Genomic DNA, 18,296 nt, shown 5'->3' on the forward strand with positions numbered 1-18,296 from the left:
TGTCGGCGAACGCCGACCGACATTCATCCCCACCCTGCTCGCTCCGCTCCCCGAGGATGGGGACTTCTTTCGGAATTCGTTAAAACACACTCAGCCGATTTTAAAGTGAGCTCAGTTGAAATCATCCTTCTTCTGCTGCCACCGAATAGCATTTCAGGCTTATTCCAGACATTTTTTTGCTTGGCACACCAAAATTTTTAAAAGTAAATTTTCTCTGTCCCTCAAATAAAAAAAGAATGCCTATTTGGCATTCCCGATCATACAACGGATTTACAATATGAACGACAGCATAAAAATAAAGCTCCAGTAGCAAAAAGCCGCTGAAGCCGCGAATCAGACTGCTCATCACCATTCCTCCAGATCCTACAGCGGCAGCGGCCGGACATGTGCATCAATTTCTTTCTGATGTTTCCGGTCGTGAGCCACCATGCCGCTGAAGTAATCGAGCAACGTAATTTCAGGATTGCCTGGATACGGCTGCAAAAATCGCTCCTCAGGAATCTTATCGATAAAGGTGACAAGCGCATTGCGCACTAACACGAATTCATCGATGAGGTCTTCTTTTGAAATGCCTGACCGGGCAAAGTCGCTCGCATGTTTATTGAGCGCATCCACATCCACTTTGAGTTTCGGCGGTTCATCTCCGCGCAATAGATAGGAGATCCGGTTTTGAATCAGGAACTTATCCCAAGTAATAAAATGTGATATAACATCTGCCGGCCCCCACGCCCCTTCCCGGAATGGGCGAAACCACAATTCGTCCGGAACCGCCTTCAGTGACTCTGCCCATTCAGCCGTCGCCAATTCTTCTTCCATAATGCGCTTTTTTTCCATAAACATCCCCTCATAATAAGTCTGATACTTTCTTTATTCGACAGAATACCGCCTGCTTCCTGCAAAAAAACAGCCCGGGCAGAGGGATTTCCTCTTTCCGGGCTGTTGCTTCAGTCATCATTACCGCTGTTATTGTCATCGTCGTCTTCATCAAAATCAAAATTCTCCTGGCGCTCAATTTGGCCATCGTCATCATGGATGATGGCAATCGTGCCGGCATCCTTCGCTTTCTGGATAGCATCATCAATCGCTTTATCGCGGTCGTCGTACGTTTCGACCGGATCATCTTCACCTTCCCGTTTGATGGCCCATTCGCCGTCACCGTGCGGCACCATGTGGAACCGTGCATCTTCTGTGCCGGCGCGGTCTTCGAAATACTCACTGCGGTTTTTGTTATCGTTGTTATCAGCCATTCTATTGCCTCCTTGTAATCACGTCTTATCTTCTATATTACCCGGACAGCATACCGGGAAACGTAGCTTGACCGACAAGATCTCCTGTCCGCTTTCCAGCCCTCCGATGAGTCCCCAATTCTTCTATTTTAAAGATGCCAATGGTAAACTAAAGGTACTTTTTATGAATCGAGGAGGAATTCCGGTTGTTTATTGTGACATCGACGGTGACTGTTCCACCGGGGAAATCCGGGGAAGTCATCGATATATACAGAAACCGCTCGCGCCGGGTTGATCGTGCTGACGGCTTCCAGTCATTCCGGCTGCTGCAGAATATGAAAAAGCCGGAGGAACTGACTGTGCAATTGGAATGGGAGTCAAAAGCGGCCTACCTTGCATGGGCGCGGAGTGACGAGTTCAAAGAGATCCATGATCTTGAAAAAAATTACCCGGACCAGGAATTGGCAGGCATCGTGCCGACTGTCCGGCAATACGAGGTTGTGACTGAATGAACGCAGCAGTAAAAGAGCAAATCGCCGATCAAGTGACCGCCGGCATTTATGAAGCCTATCCTGATTTATGGGAACGGTTCGGTGAGCGCGGATATAAGCATACGAAAGAAGACAATCACCATCACTTGGATCATCTGGAGACCGCCTACGAACTCCGACAGCCCCAGCTGTTTCTGGAGTATACTGACTGGCTTGAGACCGTGCTGACAAGCCGAAACGTGGAAACCGGATTAATCATTGATAATTTCGGCCGGCTGATTGATGTAATCCCAGGACAGACAGATCCCGATGAAGAATCATTCATGATCAGCTGTCTGCAGGATGCGGTCCGAAAGCTGGAACGGCCATGAACGGAGAGGAGTCATCTATGTTAATTGAGCCAAAAGCGTTGGCCCGGTTATTCCTTGACGGGGAAGAGACAAAGGCGCTGACAGAAATCCAGGCGTACTTGGCAGAACACTCCAAAAAGGAACTGTATCATGACTTACTGACACCAGCCATGATTCATATTGGAGAACTTTGGGAACGCAATGAAATCTCGGTTGCCGATGAACATCTGGCGACAGCGATCTGTGATTTTGTCATGTCTGCTGTTGATATCCGGCCCGTTTCACTGCCGTCCGATGGCAGCAAAACAGCCCTCGTGCTCGGCGTTGAAGGCGAACAGCATTACCTTGGACTGAAGATGACCGCATCGCTTCTGCGGGAGAATGGCTGGAGTGTCCATTATCTGGGACCGGATCTTCCGCTGGATCATGCATTGGCAGCCGCCGAACGCTGGCAGCCGGATGCCATTGGCTTATCAGCAGCGCTGGCCTACCGGGCGCCTGCTGTCCGCAAATTCGTGGAAGCATTCTTGGAACTTCAGCCGGCCCCCGTCATTTTCATCGGCGGCCGGGCCGTAAGTGCAGCAGACCTGTCCCACTTGGAACAAGAAGGCGTCCTGCTGTTTGACAATCTGCATCAGCTGGAGCGCTGGATCCGGGAAGAAGGAGGAACAGAGCAATATGAAAAATCCGCAATCTGAGGAATGGCCGCTCCCTGTACTGAAAATAACCCGGGATTTCACCATCCAGGACCGGTCATTAGAGGCGGAGAAAATCCTTGTCCCCGCTGCCTCATTTCTTGATTTACTTGATGAAGACAGCCGGCAAAAGGCAGAAAACCTCCTGCCGAAAGGGCTGCCGGGCAAGGGGATTGAACTGAACTTTCTCGGAAGAGGAGAAGAACGGTTTGCTGCTGATGTCCATGTAAACTGGAATGATGAAGAGACCGCTACGCTGGTCATCGTGCCGCACGCCGAAAGCCACAGACGCATCGCCGGCCAGTTCACGAGTCTCCGGCAGCGGCTGAACGAGACGAATTACGACCTGCTGCTGGAAAAGATGAAAGTGGATGAATTGGTGAAACGGGTCCGGGAATTATCAGCTCCGCTCATCCGGCTTGATCGATCGCGCATGCTCATCCCGCTCTTTGGGGATTTGACAGTAGAACAGATGGCTGCAGTGCAGGAGAAAGTATTGAGTGATACATACGCATCCGGCGCAACGAAAATCATTCTGGATTTCACCGCTGTCGATCTAATCGATAATTCCGGTCTCCAGGAATTCAATTCGCTGCTGCAGTCGCTCAGCCTGATGGGCACATCCGTCACGCTGACCGGCCTGCATCCGGATCATGCCCGGCGGCTCAATGAATTGGATGTTCACCTGGGCATAACGTATGCTTCCTCGCTTCAGGATATCCTGCAGTAGCAGGGATCGCTATTTAAAAAAGCGTGAGACCGGTACCGGTCTCACGCTTTTTCGATTTATTATTTCGCTTCAACCGGTTCTTTCTCTACCCAATTCACGCCATACGGCACCGGCTGGGTCGCTTCAAACAGAAGTTCATCCAGCTCTTCGCGGTACAGCTGTTTCTGCTCATCCGTCCAGCCAAACGCACCAGCCATGTAATTGAGGACCGGATCCTTATATGTCCGTACCCAATCAATCTGGAAATAGATGGCCCCGGTCCGTCGGACAAAGAAGTCGACTGGCTTACAAGTCGCTTCATGTTCAATGCCGTACCGCAGCATGGCATACGCAAGCGGATGGATGCCGATCTTATCCGCCTCGTCTTTGCCGGATACGTAATACTCCAGCACTTTATCCACATTTGCGCCGTAGCGCTCCGTCAGCTGGCGAAGAGCGCCTTCCGGCAGACCGAGCGGCTCACCTGCCCGTTCAATATCATCGATGAATTTCTTAAAGCCTTCCGAGCCGCCGACTTCACCGCCTGAAATCGGCAGGTGTTTCGTGTCACTTTTCGGGAACGTCCGCCCCTCTTCTTCCTTCAGCTGGGAAGCGACGAGATCCGCGATATGCTCCGCCATTTTCCGGTAACCGGTCAACTTGCCGCCGGCGATTGAAATAAGCCCGGATTCCGAAACGAAAATCTCATCCTTCCGGGAAATTTCAGAAGGATCTTTCCCTTCTTCGTAAATGAGCGGCCGGACACCCGCCCAACTCGATTCAACGTCTTCCACAGTCACACCAACTTCCGGAAAGATGAAATCGACAGCCTTCAGCAAATAGTCGCGGTCTTCTTCCGTCATGGTCGGGTGTGCGATATCCGCTTTGTATACCGTGTCCGTCGTCCCCACATACACTTTGCCTTCGCGCGGGATTGCAAAGGCCATCCGGCCATCCGGCATATCAAAGTAAATCGCCTGTCGGAGCGGGAACCGGTCTCCGTCAAACACCAAGTGAACCCCTTTCGTTAACTGAAGGGTTTTCCCCTTCTTCGAGCCATCTTTTTCGCGCAGTTCATCAACCCATGGTCCGGCTGCGTTGACGACTTTCTTGGCACGGATGGAGTGGATGGTGCCGTCGATCTGGTCTTCCGCATTGACACCCACGACGCGGCCGTCCTCATAAAGGAACTGGATAACTTTCGCGTAATTGAGTGCATGCGCACCGGTCTCCACAGCCTTTTTCATCACTTCAATCGTCAGCCGGGCGTCATCCGTCTTGTACTCCACGTAATATCCGGCACCTTTCAATCCGTCCCGCTTCAGCAGCGGTTCCCGTTCGAGTGCTTCGTCAATATTCAGCATGCGGCGGCGCTCGCCCTTTTTCACACCTGCCAGGAAGTCATAAACGCGCAAGCCGATATTTGTGCTGTACGGGCCAAAATTCCCGCCCTTGTAAAATGGCAGCATCATCCATTCCGGCGTTGTTACATGCGGGCCGTTCTCATACACGATTTCCCGTTCTTTGCCGACTTCCGCCACCATCTTCACTTCGAATTGCTTCAAATAACGCAAGCCGCCATGGACGAGTTTCGTGGAACGGCTGCTGGTGCCCGCCGCAAAATCCTGCATTTCCAAAACGCCGATTTTCATTCCGCGGGTTGCAGCGTCAAGCGCAATCCCTGCACCTGTGATTCCACCGCCGATGACAAGCAAATCAAGTTGCTGGCTCTCCATCTCTTTGTACGTCGCTGATCGTTCAAAACTGGAAAATCCCATAGACCTTATCTCTCCTTCTGTTGACAGAAAATCGAAAAGAGACCAGACGGCACCCCTCAGAGTAATTCTGCAGGTGTCGGTGGTCTCTCAAATTCTCCATCCAGTTATTAACTTGTTCTGACACCTATTATAGCATATCAAAAGCCAAATAGCGCCGAATAACCATGTGTTACAGTTTAAATGTTCGTGTAGCTTCGACAGCCTGCTGCCACCCATTATACAAGGACGCACTTGTCTCTGCATCCATTTCGCGTGTGAAGCGTTTTTCGAGCTGCCATTGCTTCGCGATTTCGTCCTTATCTTTCCAATAACCAACAGCAAGTCCGGCAAGATATGCTGCACCGAGCGCTGTTGTTTCCTGAATGCCTGGCCGTTCAACCGGAACATCCAGAATATCACTCTGGAACTGCATCAGGAAGTCGTTCGCGACGGCTCCGCCGTCAACACGGAGCGTCTTCATGTCGGTTCCCGCTTCTTTTTGCATAACGTCCACGACATCTTTTGTCTGATAGGCCAGCGATTCAAGCGTTGCCCGGATGAAATGGGCTTTTGTCGTACCGCGTGTCAGACCGAATACGGCTCCGCGTGCATCCGTGTCCCAATAAGGTGTACCGAGCCCGACGAATGCCGGCACCATATAAACGCCTTCCGTTGACTCGATCTGTGTCGCATAGTTTTCGCTTTCCGGTGCTGTGTTGATAATCTTCAAGCCATCACGCAGCCATTGGATGGCTGAGCCGGCCACGAAGATACTGCCTTCAAGCGCATATTCCACTTTTCCGTCCACGCCCCATGCAAGCGTCGTCAGCAAGCCCTGTTCAGAAGCGACCCCTTCTTCACCTGTGTTCATGAGCACAAAGCAGCCGGTGCCGTATGTGTTTTTCACCATGCCTTTTTCGAAGCAGGCTTGTCCGAATAGCGCGGCCTGCTGGTCCCCGGCAATACCGGCGATCGGCACTTCATGGCCGAAGAAATGATAGTTCACTGTTTTTGCATAGACTTCGGATGACTGCTTGACTTCCGGCAGCATGCTTTTCGGTACCGTAAGAATTTCAAGCAGCTCGTCATCCCACTGCAGATCATAGATATTGTACATCAGCGTGCGGGAAGCATTGCTGTAGTCTGTGATATGCGTTTGGCCCCCGGACAGCTTATAGACGAGCCAGGAATCGATGGTGCCGAACATCAAATCGCCATTATCCGCTTTTTCCCGGGCACCTTCCACGTTATCCAAAATCCATTTTACTTTGGTGCCTGAAAAATAAGCGTCGATCAGCAACCCTGTCTTTTTACGGAACAATTCATTATGTCCCTGTTCTTTCAGTTCCCGGCAGATACCATCGGTCTGGCGCGACTGCCAGACGATTGCCCGGTAGACCGGTTTTCCGGTATTGCGATCCCACACGACAGCGGTTTCCCGCTGGTTTGTAATGCCGATCCCTTCCACTTGGCTCGGTTCAATATCCGCTTTGCGGAAAACGCCTGCCACACAGGCAAGAACGGATGTCCAGATTTCATTGGCGTCGTGTTCCACCCAGCCCGGCTTCGGGAAAAACTGTTCGAATTCCTGCTGGGCAGTTTCAACGATTTCCCCTTTTTTATTGAACAGAATAGCCCGTGAACTGGTTGTTCCCTGGTCGATCGCTAAAATATACGTTTCACTCAAATTGATCCCCTCCTCAGACTGTTTTCCCTACAATTTTATTCTCTTCTAAATGATCCGTTTTTTTTCGACCCTTTTTCAGTTCTGTGTTGGCAGCACCGATCAGGATCAACAGCATCACCACGCTCAGTCCCCAGAAGACCGGGCTGTAATCCCCGGTAAAGAAAGCTTTATAGAAAACAGCGCCGTAAACACCGCCGAAGAGCGGACCGACGATCGGCACCCATGCATAGCCCCAATTCGAATCGCCTTTTCCAGGAATCGGCAGAATCGCATGCGCAATCCGTGGACCGAGATCACGGGCCGGGTTGATCGCATAGCCTGTTGCTCCGCCGAGCGACATCCCGATCGCGATGATAAGAGCACCGACGATGAGCGGATTCAGACCTTCCGTGAAATCATTGGCTCCGATGAACAGAAGTCCCATGACGAGCACCGCTGTACCGATCGTCTCACTGACCAGGTTTGAAAATGGACTATGGATGGCAGGATCAGTCGAGAAGACTGCCAGTTTGGCCCCTTGGTCTTCAGTCCGTCTCCAATGCGGCAAATAATTAAGAAAGACAATGAAAGCCCCGATGATGGCACCGACCATTTGCGCCGCAATGTATAACGGTACTTTCTCCCATGGAAATTCACCGACCGAAGCAAGACCGAGTGTCACAGCCGGATTGATGTGAGCACCGGAAAACGCGCCTACTGCATATACCGCCATCGTAACGGCCAGTCCCCACGCAATCGTAATGACGACCCAGCCGCTGCCTTCTGCTTTGGAATCTTTCAACACCACACCTGCAACAACCCCACCACCGAAAATAATCAGGATCATCGTTCCGATTACTTCAGCTACAAACTCTGACATGGTAAAACACCTCTTTTCTCAGTTTAAGCAAGACTGTCAGGCTGATACAGAAAAAGACCCACACCAAACGCACACACTTCCACGGTGAAAGCGGCATTTGATGTGGGTCTCCAGATCTCCATCACAATCTTAACTTGTTAACTACAACTTAACGGATTATGAAAACGCTGTCAACAGGTTTTTATACTTTTTTCATAATTCCCACAGATCACTCTGAGATGTTGAAATGGCGATGGCTCCTCCTTCGAGGGCCCGCTGAATGTCCGCTTCCGTGCGGATAAGCCCACCTGCGATAACCGGGATTTCGATTTGATCAGCAATTTCCCGGATGACAGAAGGAATAACCCCTGGCAGCACTTCGATGTAATCCGGCTGTGCCTGCCGGATGATTTTTAAATTATGATCAAGTGCCTGACTGTCCAGGATGAAGAGACGCTGGATTGCCAGGACCTTGTTCTTCTTGGCCATTCCGATAACATTGGCCCGAGTGGAGACAATACCGTCCGGTTTGATACTGCGGACCAGAAACTCGATTCCCTGTTCATTTGTCTGCAGTCCTTGAACAAGATCGGCGTGCACCAGCACTTTCTTGCCTGCTTTCTTAATTTCACGCACGAGCGGCTTCAGCTGTCCGAGATGGACTTCGAGAATAATGATGTACGGATAATCACTCGCGAGAAGCCGGTCAAATCCTTTCATGCTCCTGATCGCCGGAAGCACACCTTGCAGTTTGTCCATGCATTATTCCCTTCCTTCCGTTTGTCATTTCACTATAATTATGTAAAAAGCATACATCGATTTGCCGCTGCTGTCTTTACGAAACATCCAGCTTATCTTACCAACAGGCTTGGCAATTTGTAAATGAACTGCTTTGTGTGAACCATAGGAAAAACATCAAAAAATAAAAAGCACCATAAACATGAAGTCTATGGTGCAATAAGGTTTAGGTTATGCCATCCGATCTTTAAATGTAATCCGTCTGTATGCTTTATAAATCAGGTATCCGGCCACAGCAAGGACGATGACAGCGAGCACCGGCACAAGAAAAATCAGGACCGGACCGACAATCGCTATGCCATCTTCCATGGCGGATACGACAGGACTTACTGCCGCAGTTTCGCTGACACCTTTGACGATGGAAGTTGTGGCATGGGCAGTCGTCGCAATTCCGCCTCCCCCGATAATGGCGATGCTCCAGCTGACAAACGGATCCATATCACCGATGAATGAAGCCGTCAGCAAAATCCCGGCGACTGTTGCGGCCGGAGTGGCAAGCATTTTCAGGAAAGTACCAAGAACCGGCAGGTAATTGACACCGATTTCAAGCAGTGTCGCAACACCGAACGCAATCAGTGCCGGCGTACTCCCGATCCATTCAAATCCTTCTGCAAGCGTCACCCATTCCGTGCGCACGAACAATCCGGTTATGAGCAGCGGCGTGAAGATGCGGAACCCTGCCGTCGCACTGAGTGCTAATCCGACAATCACAGCCAGAATCGCTTCCATTTATATCCCTCCAAACAACAGCTTTCATCTTTATTAACCTATACCCCATTCCGGACCGATTAAGAGCCCGGCTGGAAACAGAGCGCTGCAGCGCCGATCACACCTTCACTCTGATTCAGTTGGGCCGGTACAACTTGCGTCTGCCGGCCGACAGCATCAAGTGCATAGCGGCTGATATGCGTCTGGACCGCTTTGAACAAGGGATCACCAACTTGTGAAACTCCGCCGCCGATTATGATTGCTTCGGGGTCGAACGTATTGACAAGCGACACGGCAGCAGTGCCCAATGCATGAAACACCCGGTCAACAAACTCCATTATAGCAGCATCCCCCGCCCGGTATAGATCGAATACTTCTTTCGTTGAAAGTGTCCGACCTGAAATCACCGAGCCATGCTTGGCAATCGACGTACCGGAAGCAATCAACTCCAAGCAGCCATAGAGACCGCAGAAACAGCGGCCGAATGACGGATCGACCACCATGTGCCCGATTTCACCGGCATTGCCCCGCCGGCCGCTCACAAGCCGGCCATCCGATACGATGCCGGCGCCGATGCCGGTACTGACAGTTACATAAACAAAGTCATTCAAGCCGCGTGCAGCTCCAAGCCATTTTTCTGCAAGTGCCGCGGCGTTTGCATCGTTCTCCAGTAAGACCGGTATGGAAAATCGCTGCGCCATCAATTGCACAACCGGCACATCGATCCACCTCGGCAAATACGGCGGTGAATGGATGGCACCTCTTTTCGTATCAAGCGGCCCAGGCGCTCCGATACCGATACCGCTTAAGTCGCCTGCCTGAAGGCCAGTCTCCTTGATCAATTTGCTGATGACTCTGCTGATGCGTTCGATCATCTCCTCCGGCGCCACGGTACCATCTGTCGGAATGACCGTTTTTTTAAGAATCTCCCCCGTTTCCGCCACGACTGCCGCTGCTGCTTTTGTTCCTCCTATGTCAACGCCAACTGCGTATTTCATCCCCGTCGTCTTCCTTTCCTGTTGAATCCCGATAGAAATACCTTACCGCATCAATCAAAAAAATGCAGTCCCGGAGACCGGAACTGCAACGCGGGTGTCAGTCTGCCCAGACTGCCTCCCATTCATGGATTTCGCTGTTTCTTGCCCCTTGCCGGATATAAGGATCCTGATCCGCCAGTGCTGCACAGTCCGCGAGCGATTCAGCCTGGTAGATGATCAGTCCGCCGGAACCATCCGGAAACCGGCCGTTCGCACGCACATGTCCCGCGGTTCGCATTTGTTCGAGGAATGCCAAATGATCCGAACGATAGCGAACGCTTTTTTCTTCATCAGCCATTCGCAGAAACACCGCAAATGTCTTCATGACATCACCTTCTTTATTTCTGAATCGAATTGCTGAAACACTTTCCGGACTTCCGCTGCTGACAGATTCGCATATTGATCACCGAGACTCACTTCAAAATAGCAATTGTGGTCGTCTATTTTCCGCACATAGCCTGTAATTCCGATGCCGGTCTGTTCCTGTGCAGCAGCAATCGCTTCCGCTGCCTGTTCTTCGGGCAGAGCGATATGGACGTGGAACATATTCGATACCGGCACTTCCGGCAGCGTCGTGACGGCAGGCACATTATTGAAATAACCGGCCAGTTCTGTTGCATCCTCATAATACCGGCGCATCTGGTTGACCCGCTGATCAAAATAATAGTCGGCACTCACGATGTACGGATACAAGCTGATCAAATCGCCGCCGTGCCTCCGTTTCCACACTTTGGACTGCTGAATGAACTCTGCGTTCCCCGCAAGTACCGCCCCCGCAATGCCGCCGATGCCTTTATAGACGGAGATATACACACTGTCGAACAATGCGCTTATCTCGGCTGCCGTTTTTCCGTAATAAGGCAGGACTTCAAGAAGTCGCGCCCCGTCCAAATGAAGCCGGATGCCATGTTCCCGGCAATACGCAGAGATGTCTTCGAGCGTCTTGTAATCCGGCAATTGACCGCCGATTTCCCGCTGCGGCAATTCAAGCAGGATACAGGCGACTTTTTCCTGCATGTTTACGATATCTTCAAGTGTGATAATACTATTGCGGTCCGCCAGCAATATGGATTGGATGCCGTGCAGCTCCTGCAACCCGTTTTCTTCGTGGATCTCCAAATGACTTAACGGGTGGTAGCCGACTTTCCGGATCCCCTCCTCGTCGCTCCAGATACGCAGGGCTATCTGCTGAGCCATCGTGCCGCTCGGGAAGAACACGGTCTCTTCTTTCCCAAGCAGTTTCGCCATCTTGTCTTGGAAAGCATCAATTACTTGGCCCTCGCCGTAATGATCACTCTTTAGTCCGTCATCCACTTGGGCAAATGCCTCTTTCAATATGCGGGCGGTCCGCTTCCCGTGCCCGGCCAGTTGGTATTCGGTCTCTTCGAATGTATCCCGCAGTCGATTTGTATCCTTCATCCTGGTTCCTGCCCCCTCCGGTTTCCTTCCCCTTACTATACCATGATTATTCTTTCGCTTTGCACTCGCCAAATCCGTCATTTTCCGGCAAACTGGAGGAAAGAATGTGAAGGAGTGAATAGCAATGCGGACGACCACAATTGGAACGGTTCATCAATTATCATTCATGCCCGACGCATTTCCTGTGAATTGCTATTTAATCGAAGAACGGGATTCCCTGACACTCATCGACACCGCTCTTCCTTACAGCACGGCGGGTATCCTGAAGACAGCAAGAACGATCGGCAAACCAATTACACACATCATTCTGACCCATGCCCATATGGATCACGTGGGTTCGCTCGATGAATTGACGGACGCTTTGCCAAATGCCCAAGTCGGTATTTCAGTACGGGATGCCCGCCTGCTTGCCGGTGACAGCGATTTGCTCGCCGGTGAGCCGCAGAGCCCTGTCAAAGGCGGCTTGCCAAAAAAGATCCGGTCACGACCGGATATTCTCTTGAAAGAGGGAGATCGGATCGGTTCGTTGGAAGTGATTTTTTCACCCGGCCACACGCCAGGTTCCATTTCACTGATTGATACGCGGAACGGCAGTCTGATTGCAGGCGACGCTTTTCAAACTAGAGGCGGCGTTGCGGTATCAGGCCAAGTGAAACCGCTGTTCCCTTTTCCTGCCATGGCCACCTGGCACAAAGGAGCAGCCCTGATCAGCGCCAAGCGCCTGCGCGCGCTCAATCCGGCACTGCTTGCTGTCGGCCACGGCCGTATACTCGAACAGCCGGCTCGCGCGATGGATAAAGCGATTGCTGTCAGTGAGAAGAAATTAAAACCTTCAAGATGATGATATGCAGCCGGTCAATTAAAAAAGGCACAGCCCGGTCCTCTGATCGGCTATGCCTTTCTTTTGTTGCAACTGTTCCTTAAAGCGGGTCTTTTTTCAGTTTCTCTTCCAGTTCCGGGCCGAAACGCTGTGTTTTATCCCAAGCGATGGCTTCATTCTGAATCCGACTCCAGACATACAGCACAAAGCTGCGGAATAACAGCAGGAGAAACAGCTGGGCGTAAGTGAAATACATCGTGAGGGCGAGCAGGACATTTTTCAGGGAAACATTCTTATCAACGACAAGCGCGCTCAGCAGCTGACCGACGTACACGACATACGTTAAAAACCACAGCATCAGCACCGGCGTATTCATGTGAGGCAGTTCATACCCCGTGATGCCGAAGATGAAGAACAGATCCGATAAGAGCAGCATCAGCACAAACACCAAATAAGTAAAGACGTGCTGCAGACTGAAGATGAAACCTTTCCCTTTCCAGAGCGACCATTCACGAAACGATTTTTCAAGCAGATAAATGTTTCCGGTCAGCCACCGGGTCCGTTGACGGATCAGTGCATTGATGGTTTCCGGTTCCTGTTCCCATGTACGGGAAGTCGGCACGACCGGGAGCCGGTAACCCGCCGCATTCAGCCGGACCGTCAGCTCGGCATCTTCCGCTAACGCATATACATCATAGCCGCCCATTTCTTCGATTGCAGAGCGCCGGAGCAGCATGTTCGTGCCGGCGAGTGAACCCAACTTAAAGAGCGCCCAGCGGCCGCATTGCATCAGCAGCTGAAATACCTGAAACTCGAGCCCGATCATCCGGGTGAGCACATTCGCGCCGGAATTCCGCGTTTTTACATAGCCGACAGCCCCCGCAGCATCCGGCGTCCGCTCGGCTGCTTGCACCAGCTTTTCGAGTGCATCCGTTTCCGGCTCATTGTCCGCATCGAATACCATGAAGTAATCCGAAGAGATGAGGCTGATGCCATAATTGAGCACGCGTGATTTTCCGTTAGGTGCTCCTTCAGGGACAGGTATGTAATGAATCCGGGAAAACACTGCCGCATATTCCTGTGCAATCGCAGCTGTGTCATCTTCCGAGCGGTCATCGAGCACATAAACATCCAACCGGCCACTGTACCGAAGCCGGTTCATTGCCTGGAGCGTCGCATCAAGAACCAATCCTTCGTTATGTGCCGGAATCAGCACGGATACACTTGGGTAGTTCTCTAACTTGGATGAGTCCCCGGTTCGTGCCCGGTACCAGATGCCGGCAATTGTCAGTACGGAGTAATACAGCAGCAGCAGCCAGAAGAACCCTAAAATAATCGTGATGGCATGACTCATCCGGCCTCCTCCATGGCGAGCGACAGCTGACTTAGATCCCTCAGTTGCGCTTTCTTTACTTGGTACGGCGGTTCCAGCAGATTCAATTCCTGCTGCAGGTTTTCCTGAAACCGCTCAACCACCCGCTGGACGCCTGCCGCATTCGTGTCTTTCAGCAGCAGGTAGAGCGTATCGTCCATACTGGTCGCCAAGTCATATTTTTGCCTGATTGTGTGCTGGATCGTCCGCTCCATCGTGTCCATTACGCTTCGCTGAGCGCCTGTACCGTCTTGAATTAGAGCCAGCTCCAAAAACCAGATCTCCTCTTGATGGCGCTCGCTTGATTTCATAAGCCAAGCAGCCTGCTCGATGAATTCATGGACAGTCAGGAGCTCCGATTCACCTGTGTATTTCTGAAGCAGGCTGATCTGCCGTTTCAGTTCGTCCTGCTCATACCCGAGCTGCTTCACTGCATTCAGCAACACCCAGTACAACAGCAGAAAACCTGTAAACAGCAAGTGACTGTAGATGAGCGGCAATTCATTGGCCGGCTCCTCCGTCGTCACAAATACATAAAACGCCAAAAATGCGCCATAACTCAGAATGGCGCTCATCGCATACAGGAACACGAACCGCTCGTGGATCGCCGCCATGATCAGCAGGGAAATAACCGAAACCGCTGTCAATTCCCGCCAGAATGGCAAACCGGTAAAGATGAGTGCCCATCCGGCCCCTAAAATCAGGACGAGGAGGATTCCCAATTTCAAATTATTCTTCATGGTCTCACCTGCTCTTTCGTTTGATTAAACTGCTCTCTTTAATCTACTCCTGATACCGTTCTGTGACTCCAGTGATCTCCGTCCATCACGGTTCCGGAACAAGGAAAGTCCCTTCTCAGAGATCAGCGGATGCTAAAGACAAAGAAGTTTTTTAAAATTCCATTTAGTTTAACGAATTCCGAAAGAAGTCCCCATCCTCGGGGAGCGGAGCGAGCAGGGTGGGGATGAATTTCGGTCGGCGAACGCCGAAAATTTTTCTTTTCTTTTTGTCAAACCAGCCTGTATACTCGAAATAAACAGAACGTGAGTTCCAGTATACAAAGGGCAATGAATGAACAGGAAGGAGGCAGTGTCATGGCGGCTGACAAGAAGGGAAGTCCTATCAAAGGCACGAAAAAGCAATTGCCTGACGGGTGGATAACAGGCGCGTTCCGTTATGCCATTTTTCCGACGGATGAACAGAAGCAGCGCCTGGAGATGGCATTCGGATGTGAGCGGAAAATCTACAATGAGTACGTGGCCGGGTTGGTTGAACACCTAACATCCATCGAATTCTCAGGCGGTTTTTTGACCTACAAGGTTCCGAATTACACGACGATCACTAATCGGTTTGATTTCCTTGACAAGTCAAATGACGCCTTTGTCTACAACGATGCCAAGATCCGTTTTCAGGCAGCCATCAAAAAATATAACGAGACCTACGGTAAACGCGCCCGCTGCAATACAAGGAATCTGTACAGAAAAAGATGAAAGCCGGCTATGTGCCTTCCCTTCGAGACGTCAAGGGGCTGCCGAAATTTCACAGTAAAAAGCAAGGCAGATTCAGCTATACAACCAACCAGACGAATGGGAATATCCGCATCGAATCGAGGGATGGGGTGACGTTTCTGCGCATTCCGAAATTCCCTGAAGGTATACCCGTTCGATTGCATCGGGAACTGCCCGCCGATGGGCTGATCAAAAAGGCGACCATCAAACGGGAAGGTGACCGCTACATCGTGGCCATTTCCGTCGATTATCCATTTGAAAAGCTGCAACTCGTGGAAAAGGTCGCCACATCCAAAATTACCGCCTTGGACTACAGCCAATCCGATTTGTACATGGACAGCGAGGGGCAAAAGGCGGAATACCCGCGGTTCCACCGCCTCATCGAGAAACGGCAGCGGCGGCAGAATAAGTCGCTGGCACGGAAGAAGGAACGGGCGCCGAAGGATAAAGACGGAAATCCGATCGATTCGAAGAACTACCAGAAAGCGCTCAAGAACTACCAGAAGACGATGGCGAAGGCCGTCAATCAGCGGAAAGACTTTCTCCACAAGAAAAGTGACCAGATAACCAATGATTACGATGCGATTGTGGTGGAAGACCTCGACCTGTCAAACCTGGCGCAGTGCCTGAAACTCGGCAAGAAACTGCACGACAACGGGTTCGGCATGTTCCGTAATATGCTCAAATACAAAGCGGAACGAAAAGGGAAACACTACATCGTCGCCGACCGCTTCTTCCCATCCAGTAAACTGTGCAGCGCCTGCGGCACAAAAAAAGAGAACTTGCGGCTTTCTGAACGGACGTATACGTGTGCGCATTGCCAAGCCGTGATCGACCGGGACCATAACGCAGCACTCAATCTCAAAAACTATGGCGTTCATACGTTGTCAGACTTAGGATTCCTAGCTGAACCTGCATCTGTCTAATTCGTTTTCCCGAAGATAGTGGTTGGAACGCCACGAATTCAAGGCTTGTGACATGGGGCGTTGGCCCTGTGAGTGACCAAGCAATAAAAGAGGGGAAGTTTTCTTTCCCGAAGCCCCCACTTCAAATTTTCGAAGAAATTAATTGGCGGGTAGTTCACTTAAATAGTACTATATGCACCACACTTAATCCATTACTTTCTAATTAATAATTGAAATTTATTAATTGAAATAAACCCAGTATTTTTCATTAAATCCATGCAAAAAGACCTTGCACATTCGTATGTGCAAGGTCTTTTCATAAAATCAGCGTCCGCGGAGAACCCGCTTCTGACGGATGGAAGTGATTACAATCAAGAGAAAGACCAGTATCGGAACCGCGAACCACCACATATCCTTGGCCGTCTGGGCTACAAGCACGCCAACGCCCCGGTCCACCGTGATTTTTCCATCACCCGTCGAGATGGTCAATCCATTCACGACCACCCGGTTATCCAGTTCTTTCATATTCACCCACTCGTATTCGTCATACACCGATAAAACATCCAGCACATCTTTCAAGCCATCGAGCCCAAGATACGGATGATAGAAAAAAGCGAGATAACTGTCTGAAAAACTGGCGGCATAGCGGGCTTGTGCCGTCAATTCCGTTACTGCATCCGGATTGTCTGGTTCAATGTAGCCGAGCGTTTCCGGCAGCACCTGCATGCCGTGCAGTTTAACCGGTTTCGTTTCAAATAGGCTGATACCTGTCCCGTTGAATGTCTTATCGGATAATTGGATTTCACCGACATACGTCGAGAAGTAATCGGAAAGAATTCTATATCCGGTTTCTGACATGGAGTAATGCGGCGCTTCGAAAGCGAGTGGATACAATCGCTGCTCAGTCAATTCCTGAATGCCCCGTTCGACAGTCGTGCGGATATAGGACTCCTCGAATGCCTGTCCCTGTTTAAGGAAAGCGGCGAATTCCTCATCCGTCGAAAAATCCTCCCGGAGCAGTACCGGTTCATCTTTGCTCTGATAGATCGGCCGGTCGTGCTCCACATCCCAATACTCGAATCCCTCGCCCGTTTCGCTGTCCCGGTACTGATGACGGTAGCCGTGCAGAATGATGGAGGCGCCGTTCGCCTGCATCCCAAGGAGAACGCGGACAAGCTCCGGTTCATCTGCCAGTCGGATCTCTTCGTGAGTCTGGGGATTCAGATACACAGGAATCACCGTAATGGCATAGGGGATATTCTGTTCCGCCAAGTAATCGCCGATTGCTCTCAGCTGGATAGGATCGCTCTTTGGATGCACATCCTCAAGCCGGAGAAACTTCTTCGGTGCCTGCCGTTCGGCCTGATAAAAATCAAATAAAGTTTCTCCCAGTGCATCGCTGACCGGTCCGGTAACCGATTCAGCAACAGCGACGAACGTATTCCCTTGCCGGAGTATCAGCGGAAGTTCACCGCCAGCCACCTCTGCTGTATAGAGCACTTCCCAGCCGGCCGTATTTTCAAAGCGGGTCACCAGTTTATCGACAGGTGCTTCCCAGGTACCAGCCGCATTCCGGATGGCTGTGATTTTTTCAGCTCCATCCGGCCCCAGCTTCTCCACTGCCGGAAACCGGTCAATATGCCGGCCGATCAAATACAGAGGTCCGGTGAATTCACGGAATAGTTCAAGTTCTTTATCGGACAGCGCCTCTTCACTGAATCCGGCATACAATACATGCGAATAGCCGGCAATTCCTTCTTCTGCCGCTTCTGATAACGGCAGAATTGTCCTGTCTGACGCAAAATGGCCCGTAGCCAGATCGAGCGCATGCAATTCATTCACCTGCACGCCCGCATCGCCTTTATAGACGATTAGCGTTTTTGCCTGATTGGCTGCAGCCTCGGCAGCAGCCGGTGAGACAGCGGAAAAAATCAGGCTGAATCCCAGTAACAGCATGCTGAATACCGGCTTCATGG

Annotated in this window: 21 protein-coding genes; 7 read left to right on the top strand and 14 right to left on the bottom strand. The window is 51.1% G+C overall.

Features of this window, described 5'->3' with window-relative positions; all coding sequences use genetic code 11:
- Nucleotides 1-121: 121 nt before the first annotated feature.
- The 3 genes from B0X71_RS13450 to B0X71_RS13460 all read right to left on the bottom strand — a co-directional run bounded on the left by B0X71_RS13450 (nt 122) and on the right by B0X71_RS13460 (nt 1,247).
- Nucleotides 122-346, bottom strand: a complete 225-nt coding sequence (locus B0X71_RS13450) for a hypothetical protein (protein WP_077589902.1) — start codon at nt 344-346, stop codon at nt 122-124.
- A 17-nt stretch (nt 347-363) separates the two neighbouring features.
- Nucleotides 364-834: a DinB family protein gene (locus B0X71_RS13455; RefSeq protein WP_077589903.1), complete on the bottom strand. Its 471-nt coding sequence runs from the start codon at nt 832-834 to the stop codon at nt 364-366.
- 110 nt (nt 835-944) lie between these two features.
- Nucleotides 945-1,247 carry a DUF2188 domain-containing protein gene (locus B0X71_RS13460; protein WP_077589904.1) on the bottom strand — a complete coding sequence of 101 codons (303 nt, stop codon included), beginning with the start codon at nt 1,245-1,247 and terminating at the stop codon, nt 945-947.
- Nucleotides 1,248-1,432: 185 nt separating this feature from the next.
- Between B0X71_RS13460 and B0X71_RS13465 the strand changes: the two genes are divergently transcribed.
- From B0X71_RS13465 to B0X71_RS13480, 4 genes are read left to right on the top strand one after another with little or no spacing between them, the layout of a single operon-like run.
- Entirely contained in the window at nt 1,433-1,738 is a 306-nt protein-coding gene (locus tag B0X71_RS13465; protein WP_077589905.1) for an antibiotic biosynthesis monooxygenase family protein, read from the top strand.
- Complete coding sequence (locus B0X71_RS13470; protein ID WP_077589906.1) at nt 1,735-2,088, top strand: hypothetical protein; 354 nt, start codon at nt 1,735-1,737, stop codon at nt 2,086-2,088. The genes B0X71_RS13465 and B0X71_RS13470 overlap by 4 nt, the downstream gene beginning before the upstream one ends.
- 17 nt (nt 2,089-2,105) lie before the next feature.
- Nucleotides 2,106-2,765 (top strand): cobalamin B12-binding domain-containing protein, encoded by a 660-nt coding sequence (locus B0X71_RS13475; protein WP_077589907.1) that lies wholly within the window; start codon nt 2,106-2,108, stop codon nt 2,763-2,765.
- A complete protein-coding gene (locus B0X71_RS13480; protein ID WP_077589908.1) occupies nt 2,746-3,492 on the top strand; it encodes an STAS domain-containing protein in 747 nt (248 codons plus the stop codon). The genes B0X71_RS13475 and B0X71_RS13480 overlap by 20 nt, the downstream gene beginning before the upstream one ends.
- A 59-nt stretch (nt 3,493-3,551) precedes the next feature.
- Here B0X71_RS13480 and B0X71_RS13485 read toward each other — a convergent pair whose 3' ends face one another.
- The 8 genes from B0X71_RS13485 to B0X71_RS13520 all read right to left on the bottom strand — a co-directional run bounded on the left by B0X71_RS13485 (nt 3,552) and on the right by B0X71_RS13520 (nt 11,715).
- Entirely contained in the window at nt 3,552-5,249 is a 1,698-nt protein-coding gene (locus B0X71_RS13485) for a glycerol-3-phosphate dehydrogenase/oxidase (RefSeq protein ID WP_077589909.1), read from the bottom strand.
- Between the two features lie 169 nt (nt 5,250-5,418).
- On the bottom strand, nt 5,419-6,915 hold the full coding sequence (glpK, locus tag B0X71_RS13490) for a glycerol kinase GlpK (protein ID WP_077589910.1): 1,497 nt from the start codon (nt 6,913-6,915) through the stop codon (nt 5,419-5,421).
- 13 nt (nt 6,916-6,928) lie between these two features.
- Nucleotides 6,929-7,774 carry an MIP/aquaporin family protein gene (locus B0X71_RS13495; RefSeq protein ID WP_077589911.1) on the bottom strand — a complete coding sequence of 282 codons (846 nt, stop codon included), beginning with the start codon at nt 7,772-7,774 and terminating at the stop codon, nt 6,929-6,931.
- 192 nt (nt 7,775-7,966) lie between these two features.
- Nucleotides 7,967-8,512 carry a glycerol-3-phosphate responsive antiterminator gene (locus tag B0X71_RS13500; protein ID WP_077589912.1) on the bottom strand — a complete coding sequence of 182 codons (546 nt, stop codon included), beginning with the start codon at nt 8,510-8,512 and terminating at the stop codon, nt 7,967-7,969.
- A gap of 210 nt (nt 8,513-8,722) precedes the next feature.
- Nucleotides 8,723-9,280 carry a DUF4126 domain-containing protein gene (locus B0X71_RS13505; protein WP_077589913.1) on the bottom strand — a complete coding sequence of 186 codons (558 nt, stop codon included), beginning with the start codon at nt 9,278-9,280 and terminating at the stop codon, nt 8,723-8,725.
- A 59-nt stretch (nt 9,281-9,339) separates the two neighbouring features.
- Complete coding sequence (locus B0X71_RS13510; protein WP_077589914.1) at nt 9,340-10,257, bottom strand: ROK family protein; 918 nt, start codon at nt 10,255-10,257, stop codon at nt 9,340-9,342.
- 97 nt (nt 10,258-10,354) lie between these two features.
- A complete protein-coding gene (locus B0X71_RS13515; RefSeq protein WP_077589915.1) occupies nt 10,355-10,621 on the bottom strand; it encodes a YciI family protein in 267 nt (88 codons plus the stop codon).
- Nucleotides 10,618-11,715 (bottom strand): threonine aldolase family protein, encoded by a 1,098-nt coding sequence (locus B0X71_RS13520; RefSeq protein WP_077589916.1) that lies wholly within the window; start codon nt 11,713-11,715, stop codon nt 10,618-10,620. Before B0X71_RS13520 ends, B0X71_RS13515 begins: the two co-directional genes overlap by 4 nt.
- A gap of 124 nt (nt 11,716-11,839) precedes the next feature.
- Between B0X71_RS13520 and B0X71_RS13525 the strand changes: the two genes are divergently transcribed.
- The gene (locus B0X71_RS13525; RefSeq protein ID WP_077589917.1) at nt 11,840-12,556 is read left to right on the top strand and encodes an MBL fold metallo-hydrolase; all 717 of its coding nucleotides are present in this window, start codon (nt 11,840-11,842) and stop codon (nt 12,554-12,556) included.
- Between the two features lie 79 nt (nt 12,557-12,635).
- On the opposite strand, the gene B0X71_RS13530 is transcribed toward B0X71_RS13525, so the two are convergent.
- Nucleotides 12,636-13,889, bottom strand: a complete 1,254-nt coding sequence (locus tag B0X71_RS13530) for a glycosyltransferase family 2 protein (protein WP_077589918.1) — start codon at nt 13,887-13,889, stop codon at nt 12,636-12,638.
- Complete coding sequence (locus B0X71_RS13535; protein WP_077589919.1) at nt 13,886-14,647, bottom strand: hypothetical protein; 762 nt, start codon at nt 14,645-14,647, stop codon at nt 13,886-13,888. The genes B0X71_RS13530 and B0X71_RS13535 overlap by 4 nt, the downstream gene beginning before the upstream one ends.
- A gap of 354 nt (nt 14,648-15,001) precedes the next feature.
- On the opposite strand from B0X71_RS13535, the gene B0X71_RS13540 reads away from it, so the two are divergent.
- Nucleotides 15,002-15,397 (top strand): helix-turn-helix domain-containing protein, encoded by a 396-nt coding sequence (locus tag B0X71_RS13540; protein ID WP_198038603.1) that lies wholly within the window; start codon nt 15,002-15,004, stop codon nt 15,395-15,397.
- Nucleotides 15,394-16,341: an RNA-guided endonuclease InsQ/TnpB family protein gene (locus B0X71_RS13545; RefSeq protein WP_077589921.1), complete on the top strand. Its 948-nt coding sequence runs from the start codon at nt 15,394-15,396 to the stop codon at nt 16,339-16,341. Before B0X71_RS13540 ends, B0X71_RS13545 begins: the two co-directional genes overlap by 4 nt.
- Nucleotides 16,342-16,644: 303 nt before the next feature.
- Here the strand turns inward: B0X71_RS13545 and B0X71_RS13550 are convergent, their stop codons facing one another.
- Nucleotides 16,645-18,294 carry a polysaccharide deacetylase family protein gene (locus B0X71_RS13550; protein WP_077589922.1) on the bottom strand — a complete coding sequence of 550 codons (1,650 nt, stop codon included), beginning with the start codon at nt 18,292-18,294 and terminating at the stop codon, nt 16,645-16,647.
- Nucleotides 18,295-18,296 lie beyond the last annotated feature (2 nt).

Origin of the sequence: Planococcus lenghuensis (assembly GCF_001999905.1) — a bacterium.
Taxonomy (GTDB): domain Bacteria; phylum Bacillota; class Bacilli; order Bacillales_A; family Planococcaceae; genus Indiicoccus; species Indiicoccus lenghuensis.

Bases quoted from the DNA above. Each gene is read 5' to 3' on its own strand.
- B0X71_RS13545 (WP_077589921.1), top strand. From the start codon at position 15,394: ATGAAAGCCGGCTATGTGCCTTCCCTTCGAGACGTCAAGGGGCTGCCG.
- B0X71_RS13500 (WP_077589912.1), bottom strand. From the start codon at position 8,512: ATGGACAAACTGCAAGGTGTGCTTCCGGCGATCAGGAGCATGAAAGGA.
- B0X71_RS13525 (WP_077589917.1), top strand. From the start codon at position 11,840: ATGCGGACGACCACAATTGGAACGGTTCATCAATTATCATTCATGCCC.
- B0X71_RS13480 (WP_077589908.1), top strand. From the start codon at position 2,746: ATGAAAAATCCGCAATCTGAGGAATGGCCGCTCCCTGTACTGAAAATA.
- B0X71_RS13495 (WP_077589911.1), bottom strand. From the start codon at position 7,774: ATGTCAGAGTTTGTAGCTGAAGTAATCGGAACGATGATCCTGATTATT.
- B0X71_RS13470 (WP_077589906.1), top strand. From the start codon at position 1,735: ATGAACGCAGCAGTAAAAGAGCAAATCGCCGATCAAGTGACCGCCGGC.
- B0X71_RS13505 (WP_077589913.1), bottom strand. From the start codon at position 9,280: ATGGAAGCGATTCTGGCTGTGATTGTCGGATTAGCACTCAGTGCGACG.
- B0X71_RS13515 (WP_077589915.1), bottom strand. From the start codon at position 10,621: ATGAAGACATTTGCGGTGTTTCTGCGAATGGCTGATGAAGAAAAAAGC.
- B0X71_RS13475 (WP_077589907.1), top strand. From the start codon at position 2,106: ATGTTAATTGAGCCAAAAGCGTTGGCCCGGTTATTCCTTGACGGGGAA.
- B0X71_RS13530 (WP_077589918.1), bottom strand. From the start codon at position 13,889: ATGAGTCATGCCATCACGATTATTTTAGGGTTCTTCTGGCTGCTGCTG.
- B0X71_RS13550 (WP_077589922.1), bottom strand. From the start codon at position 18,294: ATGAAGCCGGTATTCAGCATGCTGTTACTGGGATTCAGCCTGATTTTT.
- B0X71_RS13455 (WP_077589903.1), bottom strand. From the start codon at position 834: ATGGAAAAAAAGCGCATTATGGAAGAAGAATTGGCGACGGCTGAATGG.
- B0X71_RS13535 (WP_077589919.1), bottom strand. From the start codon at position 14,647: ATGAAGAATAATTTGAAATTGGGAATCCTCCTCGTCCTGATTTTAGGG.
- B0X71_RS13485 (WP_077589909.1), bottom strand. From the start codon at position 5,249: ATGGGATTTTCCAGTTTTGAACGATCAGCGACGTACAAAGAGATGGAG.
- B0X71_RS13520 (WP_077589916.1), bottom strand. From the start codon at position 11,715: ATGAAGGATACAAATCGACTGCGGGATACATTCGAAGAGACCGAATAC.
- B0X71_RS13460 (WP_077589904.1), bottom strand. From the start codon at position 1,247: ATGGCTGATAACAACGATAACAAAAACCGCAGTGAGTATTTCGAAGAC.
- B0X71_RS13540 (WP_198038603.1), top strand. From the start codon at position 15,002: ATGGCGGCTGACAAGAAGGGAAGTCCTATCAAAGGCACGAAAAAGCAA.
- B0X71_RS13510 (WP_077589914.1), bottom strand. From the start codon at position 10,257: ATGAAATACGCAGTTGGCGTTGACATAGGAGGAACAAAAGCAGCAGCG.
- B0X71_RS13450 (WP_077589902.1), bottom strand. From the start codon at position 346: ATGAGCAGTCTGATTCGCGGCTTCAGCGGCTTTTTGCTACTGGAGCTT.